The sequence below is a fragment of the Pseudomonas sp. NFX1 genome (assembly GCF_051123555.1).
GTDB classification, from domain to species: Bacteria; Pseudomonadota; Gammaproteobacteria; order Pseudomonadales; family Pseudomonadaceae; genus Aquipseudomonas; species Aquipseudomonas capeferrum.
The window spans coordinates 714676-726837 of record NZ_CP169366.1; the positions used below are offsets into that span (position 1 = coordinate 714676).

At 63.8% G+C, this 12162-nt stretch carries 8 protein-coding genes; 6 read left to right on the forward strand and 2 right to left on the reverse strand.

What is annotated here, in order from left to right:
* Positions 1–5 precede the first annotated feature (5 nt).
* Complete coding sequence (locus tag DJ563_RS03180) at positions 6–542, reverse strand: ATP-dependent zinc protease family protein (RefSeq protein ID WP_033699072.1); 537 nt, start codon at positions 540–542, stop codon at positions 6–8.
* A gap of 293 nt (positions 543–835) precedes the next feature.
* Between DJ563_RS03180 and DJ563_RS03185 the strand changes: the two genes are divergently transcribed.
* From DJ563_RS03185 to prpD, 6 genes are all read left to right on the forward strand, one after another.
* Entirely contained in the window at positions 836–1552 is a 717-nt protein-coding gene (locus tag DJ563_RS03185; protein ID WP_274099382.1) for a GntR family transcriptional regulator, read from the forward strand.
* Entirely contained in the window at positions 1549–2439 is an 891-nt protein-coding gene (gene prpB, locus DJ563_RS03190; protein ID WP_033699071.1) for a methylisocitrate lyase, read from the forward strand. The genes DJ563_RS03185 and prpB overlap by 4 nt, the downstream gene beginning before the upstream one ends.
* A 111-nt stretch (positions 2440–2550) precedes the next feature.
* The gene (gene prpC, locus DJ563_RS03195; RefSeq protein ID WP_274099383.1) at positions 2551–3678 is read left to right on the forward strand and encodes a bifunctional 2-methylcitrate synthase/citrate synthase; all 1128 of its coding nucleotides are present in this window, start codon (positions 2551–2553) and stop codon (positions 3676–3678) included.
* A 77-nt stretch (positions 3679–3755) separates the two neighbouring features.
* Positions 3756–6344 (forward strand): Fe/S-dependent 2-methylisocitrate dehydratase AcnD, encoded by a 2589-nt coding sequence (acnD, locus tag DJ563_RS03200; protein ID WP_274099384.1) that lies wholly within the window; start codon positions 3756–3758, stop codon positions 6342–6344.
* A 60-nt stretch (positions 6345–6404) separates the two neighbouring features.
* Positions 6405–7595, forward strand: a complete 1191-nt coding sequence (gene prpF, locus DJ563_RS03205) for a 2-methylaconitate cis-trans isomerase PrpF (protein ID WP_274099385.1) — start codon at positions 6405–6407, stop codon at positions 7593–7595.
* Positions 7596–7663: 68 nt separating this feature from the next.
* On the forward strand, positions 7664–9148 hold the full coding sequence (prpD, locus tag DJ563_RS03210; protein WP_434518795.1) for a 2-methylcitrate dehydratase: 1485 nt from the start codon (positions 7664–7666) through the stop codon (positions 9146–9148).
* Positions 9149–9276: 128 nt separating this feature from the next.
* Here prpD and acnB read toward each other — a convergent pair whose 3' ends face one another.
* Positions 9277–11886, reverse strand: a complete 2610-nt coding sequence (gene acnB, locus DJ563_RS03215) for a bifunctional aconitate hydratase 2/2-methylisocitrate dehydratase (protein WP_434519689.1) — start codon at positions 11884–11886, stop codon at positions 9277–9279.
* Between the last annotated feature and the right edge of the window lie 276 nt (positions 11887–12162).

Sequence of the window (12162 nt, forward strand, 5' to 3'; positions counted from 1 at the left end):
CGGGATTACTCTGCTTTGGGAGCGTCGGTGGCACAGGCAGGTTTGCCGGCCGCGTATTTAAGGCTTGGGTCGACCAGCGCGTCGAAGTGCTTGAGCGCCTCGGAGCCGATCAGCAGCGGGAACTGGAACGCGCTGCGGTCGGTGAGGTTGACTTCGATGGTGCGCAGGGCCTGGCCCATGCAGATTTCGAGTTCGATGACCGGGCGCGCGGTATAGGCCTTGCCCGATTCGGCATCGTAGTCGCCTGCCCGTCGCTTGATCTTGCTGACGCGCGCAAGGGGGCGCTCGATCGGATGCGAATGGGCGGCATCGATGGCCAGGTAGAAGCGTACCCAGCTCTCGCCGTTGCGCTTGAAGCGCTTGATGTCGCGGGCGCTGAGCGAGGCGGTCTTGGCGCCGGTGTCGAGCTTGGCGGCCACTTCCAGGTCAAGGTCGCCCAACTGTGCGTATTCGTTGAGACCGTACACGGTCTTGCCCGCCGCTTGGCCGATGGCCGGCAGCAGGGTGAGGCATAGCAGCAATAAAACGGGTGTAAGTCTCATAGTCCTGGCGCGGTACTGTGCAGGGTTCGGGGCAAGGCGACTGGCAACGACTGCGCAAGCTTCCTCGTTCATCTGTCAACAACATGAATAGATGACAGACACGCTATCCATACTCCGTCGGAGGCGCGGCATTCTATCACGCCGACGTCTTGACGCCAGCGCGTCGCGATCTGACAGCGGCCGGACAGGGTTAGTTCGTTCTTAGACGATTGTCGACAATATTGATATTGTCTTTGACTGATAGCGCTTAATTAGCTAATTTCTGGCCATGTGATTATCAGGGTGTCGACAATATGCTGGACCTTTCCACTCCCAGCCCCGCGTTGGCAGACGAAACGGAAACCTTGTCCGAAAACGTCTTTCGGCGAATCCAGGCGGCCATCGTCAAGGGCGAGATCGCCCCGGGCAGCAAGATCTCCGAGCCGGAGCTGGCGCGCACCTACGGCATCAGCCGCGGGCCGCTGCGCGAAGCCATCCACCGGCTCGAAGGCCAGCGCCTGCTGGTGCGCGTGCCGCATGTCGGGGCGCGGGTGGTGTCGCTCAACCACGCCGAGCTGATCGAGCTGTACGAAATCCGCGAATCGCTCGAAGGCATGGCCTGCCGCCTGGCCGCCGAGCGCATGAGCCAGGCCGATATCGACGAGCTGCGCCGGGTGCTCGACACCCATGAACGCGATGCGGCGTTCCAGGCTGGTGTCGGCTACTACCAGCAGGAAGGCGACTACGACTTCCACTACCGGATCATCCAGGGCAGCGGCAACCAGACCCTGGTCAAGATGCTCTGCGGCGAGCTGTACCAACTGGTGCGCATGTACCGCATCCAGTTCTCCGCCACGCCCAATCGGCCGCGCCAGGCGTTTGCCGAGCACCACCGGATCCTCGATGCCATCGCCGACCGTGACGGTGAACTGGCCGAACTCCTGATGCGCCGCCACATCGGCGCGTCCAAACGCAACATCGAGCGTCACTACCTGGACGCCAACGACAACAGCCCACGAGGTGATTCATGACTGTGAAGAGCACGCCCGGCCAACGTTTCCGCGACGCGGTTGCCGCCGAACACCCCTTGCAGGTGGTCGGCGCGATCAACGCCAACCATGCCCTGCTGGCCAAACGCGCCGGTTTCAAGGCCATCTACCTGTCCGGTGGCGGTGTTGCTGCCGGCTCGCTCGGCCTGCCGGACCTGGGTATCAGTGGCCTGGACGATGTGCTCACCGACGTGCGCCGCATCACCGATGTCTGCGACCTGCCGCTGCTGGTGGATGTCGATACCGGTTTTGGCGCCTCGGCGTTCAACGTGGCACGTACGGTGCGATCGATGTGCAAGTTCGGCGCTGCCGCCATCCATATCGAGGACCAGGTGGGTGCCAAGCGCTGCGGCCATCGCCCGAACAAGGAAATCGTCACCCAGCAGGAGATGGTCGACCGGATCAAGGCCGCCGTCGATGCGCGTACCGATGACAGTTTCGTGATCATGGCGCGTACCGACGCCCTGGCCGTTGAAGGCCTGAATGCTGCCCTGGACCGCGCCGCTGCCTGCGTCGAGGCGGGCGCCGACATGATCTTCCCGGAGGCCATCACCGAGCTTTCGATGTACAAGACCTTCGCTGACCGCGTGAAGGCGCCGATCCTGGCCAATATCACCGAATTCGGTGCCACGCCGCTGTACACCACCGAAGAGCTGGCGTCGGTCGACGTGTCGCTGGTGCTGTACCCGCTGTCGGCCTTCCGGGCCATGAACAAGGCGGCCGAAAATGTGTACACCGCGCTGCGTCGCGACGGCACCCAGAAGAACGTGATCGATACCATGCAAACCCGCATGGAGCTCTATGACGCCATTGGTTATCACGCCTTCGAGCAGAGCCTCGATGCGTTGTTTGCGCAGAAGAAAGGATAAGTGATGGTGCTGGCCCCCTTTGGCAGCGGGTTTAGCCGCGAACAGGCCGGCACAGGCACGCCGAATTAGCCAGAAAGCAATCCATAACAAATTCAAGAAAGGAGAAACACCATGGCCGAAGCAAAAGTACTCAGTGGCGCAGGCCTGCGTGGCCAGGTGGCCGGCCAGACCGCGCTGTCGACCGTCGGGCAGGCCGGTGCCGGCCTGACTTACCGCGGCTACGATGTCCGTGACCTGGCGGCTGGGGCGGAGTTCGAGGAAGTGGCCTATCTGCTGTTGTACGGCGAACTGCCAAGCAGCGCCGAGCTGGCCGAGTACAAGCACAAGCTCAAGGGCCTGCGTGACCTGCCGCAAGCCCTCAAGGAAGTGCTCGAGCGCATCCCGCGCGACGCCCATCCGATGGACGTGATGCGCACCGGCTGTTCGCTGCTGGGTACCCTGGAGCCGGAACTGACCTTCGACGCCCAGCACGACAAGACCGACCGCCTGCTGGCGCTGTTCCCGGCGGTCATGTGCTATTGGTACCGCTTCACCCACCATGGCGTGCGCATCGATTGCACCAGCGATGAAGACACCCTGGGCGGGCATTTCCTGCACCTGCTGCACGGCAAGAAGCCCAGCGAATTGCACGTCAAAGTGATGAACGTGTCGCTGATCCTCTACGCCGAGCACGAGTTCAACGCATCGACCTTCACCGCGCGCGTGTGCGCTTCGACCCTGTCCGACCTGTACTCCTGCATCACCGCTGCCATTGGCTCGCTGCGCGGCCCACTGCATGGCGGTGCCAACGAAGCGGCGATGGAGCTGATCGAGCGCTTCCAGAGCCCGCAGGACGCGACGGCCGAACTGCTGAGGATGCTGGAGCGCAAGGACAAGATCATGGGCTTCGGCCATGCCATCTACAAAGAGTCCGACCCGCGCAACGAGGTGATCAAGGGCTGGTCGAAGCAGCTGGCCGACGAGGTCGGCGACAAGGTGCTGTACCCGGTTTCCGAAGCCATCGACAGGACCATGTGGGAGCAGAAACGCCTGTTCCCCAATGCTGACTTCTACCACGCGTCGGCGTACCACTTCATGGGCATCCCGACCAAGCTGTTTACCCCGATCTTCGTTTGCTCGCGCCTGACCGGCTGGGCGGCGCATGTTTTCGAACAGCGTGCCAACAACCGCATCATCCGCCCGAGCGCCGAGTATGTCGGCGTCGAACAGCGCCAGTTCGTGCCGATCGAACAGCGTTGAGTTGAAGGCCGTTGCGGGCTGTAACGCAGCCCCGACGGCCAGACCTACCGACTACCGTGACCGAGCCTGATAACTATATGAACACCGCATACCGCAAGAATCTGCCGGGCACCGACCTGGACTACTTCGATGCCCGCGCGGCGGTCGAGGCGATCAAGCCCGGCGCCTACGACGGCCTGCCGTACACCTCCCGCGTGCTCGCCGAAAACCTGGTGCGCCGCTGCGACCCGAGCACCCTCGACGCCTCCCTGGCTCAGTTGATCGAGCGCAAGCGCGATCTCGACTTCCCCTGGTTCCCGGCCCGTGTGGTGTGCCACGACATCCTCGGCCAGACTGCCCTGGTCGACCTGGCCGGCCTGCGTGACGCCATTGCCGACAAGGGCGGTGACCCGGCTCAGGTCAACCCGGTGGTGCCGGTGCAACTGATCGTCGACCATTCCCTGGCCGTCGAGTGTGGTGGTTTCGACCCGCAGGCGTTCGAGAAAAACCGCGCCATCGAAGACCGCCGCAACGAAGACCGTTTCCATTTCATCAACTGGACCAAGAAGGCGTTCAAGAACGTCGATGTGATCCAGCCGGGCAACGGCATCATGCACCAGATCAACCTGGAGAAGATGTCGCCGGTCATCCACAGCGACCGCGGCGTGGCCTACCCGGACACCTGTGTCGGCACCGACAGCCACACCCCGCATGTCGACGCCCTGGGCGTGATCGCCATCGGTGTCGGCGGCCTGGAAGCCGAGAACGTGATGCTCGGCCGTGCCTCGTGGATGCGCCTGCCGGAAATCGTCGGCGTCGAGCTGACCGGCAAGCTGGCGCCGAACATCACCGCCACCGATCTGGTGCTGGCCCTGACCGAATTCCTGCGTAAACAGAAAGTCGTCGGTGCCTATCTGGAATTCCACGGCGAGGGCGCCCGCGCCCTGACCCTGGGCGACCGTGCGACCATCTCCAACATGGCCCCGGAATATGGCGCCACTGCAGCGATGTTCGCCATCGACCAGCAGACCATCGACTACCTGAAGCTGACCGGCCGCGAGGATCAGCAGGTCAAGCTGGTAGAAACCTACGCCAAGACCGCCGGCCTATGGGCCGACAGCCTGGGCGGCGCCGTCTACGAGCGCACCCTGAGCTTCGACCTGTCGAGCGTGGTGCGCAATATGGCCGGCCCATCCAACCCGCACGCCCGCGTTGCCACCAGCGAGCTGGCGGCCAAGGGCATCGCCGGGGCCTGGGAGGAAGTGCCCGGGCAAATGCCGGACGGCGCGGTCATCATCGCCGCCATCACCAGTTGCACCAACACCAGCAACCCGCGCAACGTGATAGCCGCAGGCCTTCTGGCACGCAATGCCAACAAGCTCGGCCTGGCGCGCAAACCTTGGGTCAAGTCTTCGCTGGCGCCAGGCTCCAAGGCGGTGCAGCTGTATCTGGAAGAAGCGGGGCTGGAGAAAGAGCTGGAGCAGATGGGCTTTGGCATCGTCGCTTTCGCCTGCACCACCTGCAACGGCATGTCCGGTGCATTGGACCCGGTGATTCAGCAGGAGATCGTCGACCGCGACCTGTATGCCACTGCCGTGCTGTCGGGCAACCGCAACTTCGACGGGCGCATCCACCCTTACGCCAAGCAGGCCTTCCTGGCCTCGCCACCGCTCGTGGTGGCCTATGCCATCGCCGGTACTATCCGCTTCGACATCGAAAAAGACGTGCTGGGGGTGGTCGACGGCCAGGAAATCCGCCTCAAGGATATCTGGCCGAGCGATGAAGAGATCGATGCCGTGGTGCGTGCGGCGGTCAAGCCGGAGCAGTTCCGCAAGGTCTACATCCCGATGTTCGCCATCGAGGAGGACCGCGGGCCGAAGGTTGCGCCGCTGTATGAGTGGCGCCCGATGAGCACCTACATCCGCCGTCCGCCGTACTGGGAAGGTGCCCTGGCCGGTGAGCGCAGCCTGCGTGGCATGCGCCCGTTGGCGGTGCTGCCGGACAACATCACCACCGATCACTTGTCGCCGTCCAACGCCATCATGCTGGACAGTGCGGCGGGTGAATACCTGGCGAAGATGGGCCTGCCGGAAGAGGACTTCAACTCCTACGCCACTCACCGTGGCGACCACCTGACTGCGCAGCGCGCCACCTTCGCCAACCCCAAGCTGTTCAACGAAATGGTGCGCAAGGAAGATGGCAGTGTGAAGCAGGGCTCGCTGACGCGTCTGGAGCCAGAAGGCAAGGTGACCCGCATGTGGGAGGCGATCGAAACCTACATGGAGCGCAAGCAGCCGCTGATCATTGTTGCCGGTGCCGACTACGGCCAGGGCTCGTCGCGTGACTGGGCAGCCAAGGGCGTGCGCCTGGCCGGTGTCGAGGCGATCGTCGCCGAAGGCTTCGAACGGATCCACCGTACCAACCTGGTGGGCATGGGCGTGCTGCCGCTGGAGTTCAAGCCGGGGACCGACCGCAATACCTTGGCGCTCGATGGCAGCGAGACCTACGATGTGCTGGGTCAGCGCACGCCACGCGCGACCCTGACCCTGGTGGTGACGCGTCGCAGCGGTGAGCGGGTCGAGGTGCCGGTGACTTGCCGCCTGGATACTGCCGAGGAAGTGTCGATCTACGAGGCGGGTGGGGTGCTGCAGCGCTTTGCCCAGGACTTCCTCGAAGCCTCCGCTTGACGGCTGGGGCCGCGCAGCGGCCCCAAGGGTTATTGCATTTTCAGACAGGACGGCACAGCAATGGCACATGCAGCACAAATCAAGATCCCCGCCACCTACATCCGTGGCGGTACCAGCAAGGGCGTATTCTTCCGCCTGCAAGACCTGCCCGAACAGGCGCAGGTCCCGGGCCCAGCCCGGGATGCGCTGCTGTTGCGGGTCATTGGCAGCCCGGACCCCTACGGCAAGCAGATCGACGGCATGGGCGGCGCCACTTCGAGCACCAGCAAGACGGTGATTCTTTCGCGCAGCATCAAGCCCGAGCACGATGTCGACTACCTGTTCGGCCAGGTTAGCATCGACAAGGCTTTCGTCGACTGGAGCGGTAACTGCGGCAACCTGTCTGCCGCTGTCGGCTCGTTCGCCATCAGCAGCGGCCTGGTGGATCCGTCGCGCCTGCCGCGCAACGGCATGGCCACCGTGCGGATCTGGCAGGCCAACATCGGCAAGACCATCGTCGCCCAGGTACCGATCACCGAAGGTGAAGTTCAGGAAACGGGCGATTTCGAGCTCGATGGCGTGACCTTTCCGGCCGCCGAGGTGCAGTTGGAGTTCCTCGACCCGGCTGCCGATGAAGACGGCGACGGGGGCTCGATGTTCCCCACCGGCAACCTGGTGGACGACTTGGAAGTGCCCGGTGTGGGTACCTTCAAGGCGACCCTGATCAATGCAGGGATCCCGACCATCTTCATCAATGCGGGCGATATCGGCTACACCGGTACCGAGCTGCAGGACGCGATCAACGGCGACCCGCAAGCGCTGCTGCGGTTCGAGACCCTTCGCGCCTATGGCGCCGTGCGCATGGGCCTGATCGAGCATGTCGACCAGGCGGCCGGGCGTCAGCACACACCGAAAGTGGCCTTCGTCGCCCCGCCGACCACCTACACTGCGTCGAGTGGCAAGGTTGTCGCGGCGGCTGACATCGACCTGCTGGTGCGTGCGTTGTCCATGGGCAAGCTGCACCACGCAATGATGGGCACTGCCGCAGTGGCCATCGGTACCGCTGCTGCCATTCCGGGCACGCTGGTCAACCTCGCCGCAGGCGGGGGTGAGCGCAGTGCCGTGCGTTTCGGCCACCCCTCGGGCACCTTGCGGGTGGGCGCCGAAGCGCGTCAGGTGAAGGGCGAGTGGACGGTGACCAAGGCAATCATGAGCCGCAGTGCTCGCGTGCTGATGGAAGGCTGGGTGAGGGTGCCCGGCGATAGCTTCTGATGCACCATTGGCGCTCGGCTTCGAGCGGGGCTGCACAGCAGCCTCAGTACTTCTGAAGGGAGCAGATGATGAGCGCCAACGTAGACCTCAACGAGCGCCCGGACTACGACCGGGTGCTGCAAACCCTCGCCGACTATGTCCTGACCTACCGGGTCGAATCCCCCGAGGCGCTGGACACCGCGCGCAACTGCCTGATGGATACCCTGGGCTGCGGCCTGCTGGCCCTGCGCTTTCCTGAATGTACCAAGCACCTTGGCCCGCTGGTGGAAGGCACCGTGGTACCTAACGGCGCCCGTGTGCCCGGCACCGCGTATCGGCTGGACCCAGTCAAGGCCGCCTGGGATATCGGCTGCATCGTGCGCTGGCTGGACTACAACGACACCTGGCTGGCCGCCGAGTGGGCGCACCCCTCGGACAACCTTGGCGGCATCCTGGCCGTGGCCGATCACCTGTCGCAAAAACACGTGGCAAAGGGTGAAAGCCCACTGCTCATGCGCGAAGTGCTCGAAGCCATGGTCATGGCTCACGAGATCCAGGGTGTGCTGGCGCTGGAAAACTCCTTCAACCGCGTTGGCCTGGACCACGTGATACTGGTCAAGGTGGCCTCCACGGCCGTGTGCGCAAAGCTGATGGGCGCCACCCGCGAGCAATTGCTCTCGGCGTTGTCCCATGCCTTCGTCGATGGCCAGGCCCTGCGTACCTACCGCCATGCGCCCAACGCCGGTTCGCGCAAGTCCTGGGCGGCGGGCGATGCATCCAGCCGTGGGGTGCGCCTGGCCGATATCGCGCTACGTGGCGAGATGGGCGTGCCGGGTGTGCTGACTGCGCCGCAATGGGGCTTTTACGACGTGTCGTTCAGCCATACCAACAAGGACCTGGCGCTTAAGCCCAGCGCCCAGCAGGAGCTGCGCGTGCCGCAGCCGCTGGCCAGCTATGTGATGGAGAACGTGCTGTTCAAGGTCAGTTTCCCGGCCGAGTTCCACGCGCAGACCGCCTGTGAGGCGGCGGTGAGCCTGCACCCGCAGGTGCGTAATCGCCTGCATGAGGTAGACCGCATCGTCATCACCACCCAGGAATCGGCGATTCGCATCATCTCCAAGGGTGGCCCGCTGGCCAATGCCGCCGACCGCGACCACTGCCTGCAGTACATGGTGGCAGTGCCGCTGATTTTCGGCCAGCTGGTGGCTGAGCATTACGAGGATGCCTTTCACGCTGCCCATCCGAGCATCGACCGCCTGCGCGAGAAGATGGAGGTGGTCGAGGACCCGCGCTTCACGCGTGAATACCTGGAAGCTGACAAGCGCTCCATCGCCAACGCCCTGCAGGTGTTCTTCAAGGATGGCAGCAGCACCGAGCAGGTGGTGGTCGAGTACCCGGTCGGGCATCGGCGCAGGCGCGGGGAGGGCATACCCTTGCTGGAGGCGAAGTTCAGGGAAAACCTGGCGACGCGGTTTGCGCGGCAGCGTTGTGAGGCGATTTTCGAGCTGTGCGAGGACCAGCAGAAGCTGGAATCGACGGCGGTGCACAGGTTTGTCGACCTGTTCGTGATCTGAGGTTGCCTTTGCGGGCCTCTTCGCGGGGCAAGCCCGCTCCCACTGGTAGGGTGTCGCCCCTGAGGGCCGAGCGCCCAATAAAAAACCCCGGCATTTCTGCCGGGGTTTTTGTTACTGCTTACCGCTGATTACGCCTGAACCACCGGGATCTTGGCGTTGGCCGCAGCCTCGCGGAACTCGGCGATCTGGTCGAAGCTCAGGTAGCGGTAGACGTCGGCAGCCATGCTGTCGATGTCTTTGGCGTACTGCATGTACTCTTCGACGGTCGGCAGTTTGCCGATGATCGAAGCGACAGCAGCCAGCTCGGCCGATGCCAGGTACACGTTGGTCGCGTCGCCCAGACGGTTCGGGAAGTTACGGGTCGAGGTGGAGACCACGGTCGAACCGGTCTGCACGCGCGCCTGGTTACCCATGCACAGCGAGCAGCCTGGCATTTCCATGCGCGCACCGGCCTTGCCGTAGATGCCGTAGTAGCCTTCTTCGGTCAGCTGATGAGCGTCCATCTTGGTTGGCGGAGCCAGCCACAGACGGGTAGGGATGCCACCCTTGACCTTCTCCAGCAACTTGCCGGCAGCGCGGAAGTGGCCGATGTTGGTCATGCACGAACCGATGAACACTTCGTCGATCTTCTCGCCCTGTACCGAAGACAGCAGGCGGGCATCGTCCGGGTCGTTCGGCGCGCAGAGCACAGGCTCCTTGACGTCGGCCAGGTCGATTTCGATGATTTCGGCGTACTCGGCATCGGCGTCGGCCGACAGCAGCTCAGGGTTGGCCAGCCAGGCTTCCATGGCCTGGGCGCGACGCTCCAGGGTACGTGGGTCGCCGTAGCCTTCGCCGATCATCCAGCGCAGCAGGGTGATGTTGGACTTCAGGTACTCGGCGATGGCCTTTTCCGGCAGCTTGATGGTGCAGCCGGCAGCGGAACGCTCGGCCGAGGCGTCGGACAGTTCGAACGCTTGCTCGACGGTCAGCTCGTCCAGGCCTTCGATCTCCAGGATGCGGCCGGAGAAGGCGTTTTTCTTGCCCTTCTTCTCGACGGTCAGCAGGCCGTTCTGGATGGCGTAGTAAGGGATGGCATGCACCAGGTCACGCAGGGTGATGCCGGGTTGCAGTTTGCCCTTGAAGCGCACCAGGATCGACTCTGGCATGTCCAGCGGCATGACGCCGGTGGCGGCGGCGAAGGCCACCAGGCCGGAGCCGGCCGGGAACGAGATGCCGATCGGGAAGCGGGTGTGCGAGTCGCCACCGGTGCCGACGGTGTCAGGCATCAGCATGCGGTTCAGCCAGCTGTGGATGATGCCGTCGCCTGGGCGCAGCGACACGCCGCCACGGGTGCGGATGAAGTCTGGTAGGGTGTGGTGGGTGGTGACGTCGATCGGCTTGGGGTAAGCCGCGGTGTGGCAGAACGACTGCATCACCAGGTCAGCGGAGAAGCCCAGGCACGCCAGGTCTTTCAGCTCGTCGCGGGTCATCGGGCCAGTGGTGTCCTGGGAGCCGACGGTGGTCATCTTCGGCTCGCAGTAGGCACCTGGGCGCACGCCTTGGCCTTCTGGCAGGCCGCACGCGCGGCCAACCATTTTCTGCGCCAGGGTGAAGCCCTTGTCGGATTCGGCAGGCTGCTCTGGTTTCTTGAACAGGTCGGACGCACCCAGGCCCAGTTCGGCGCGGGCTTTTTCGGTCAGGCCACGGCCAACGATCAGCGGGATACGGCCGCCAGCGCGGACTTCGTCCAGCAGTACTTCGGTTTTCAGGGCGAAGTTGGTGACCAGTTCGTCGCTGTCGTGACGGCGCACTTCACCTTTGTACGGGTACACGTCGATGACGTCGCCCATGCCCAGGTTGGTGCAGTCGAACTCGATCGGCAGGGCGCCGGCGTCTTCCATGGTGTTGTAGAAGATCGGGGCGATCTTGGTGCCGAAGCAGAAACCACCAGCGCGCTTGTTCGGCACGTATGGGATGTCGTCGCCGAAGAACCACAGCACCGAGTTGGTGGCGGACTTACGCGAAGAACCGGTACCGACGACGTCACCGACGTAGGCGACCGGGAAGCCTTTGGCCTTGACCGCTTCGATCTGCTCCAGCGGGCCGACCGAACCTGGCTGCTGCGGTTCGATACCGTCGCGGGCCATTTTCAGCATGGCCAGGGCGTGCAGCGGGATGTCAGGGCGCGACCAGGCATCCGGGGCAGGGGACAGGTCGTCGGTGTTGGTTTCGCCAGGCACCTTGAACACGGTCAGGGTGTACTTGTCGGCGATGGCCGGGCGCGTGGTGAACCACTCGCCGGCAGCCCAGGACTCCAGCACGGCCTTGGCGTGGGCGTTGCCCGACTTGGCTTTTTCGGCCACGTCGTGGAAGGCATCGAACATCAGCAGGGTGTGCTTGAGCTGTTCGGCCGCGACGGCGCCCAGTTCGGCGTCATCCAGCAGCGCGACCAGCGTTTCGATGTTGTAGCCGCCCTGCATGGTGCCCAGCAGCTCGGTGGCGTGCTTGCGGTCGATCAGTGGCGACTTGGCTTCGCCCTTGGCTACGGCGGAGAGGAAAGCGGCCTTGACGTAGGCAGCTTCGTCGACCCCTGGCGGTACGCGGTTGGTGATCAGGTCTACGAGGAAGGCTTCTTCGCCGGCCGGCGGGTTTTTCAGCAGCTCGACCAGGCCTGCAGTTTGTTCGGCGTTCAGCGGCTGGGGCACGATACCCAGGGCGGCACGCTCTTCGATGTGTTTGCGGTAGGCTTCAAGCACAGTTATTACCCTCATCAGTGGTCCCTAAAGGGAGTCCGGGACGCTCATCCAGCATTCCATGCACCCATGCGCAATCACGGCTTCTTGGGCCGCCCAGCCAGGGTCGCAGAGAATCCTTACAGAAGCTGCTTTCAAAGTTTTACGCCTGCAGAACGGGGAGCTGATGAGGGCTGGCGCGGGCATGCGAGGGTGCATGGCCCGGGCCAACGCCGTTCTACCGGATTAACTGTGCTCGTGACGCTTTGAAAACAGCTTCCAACGGACATTGTTGCCTTG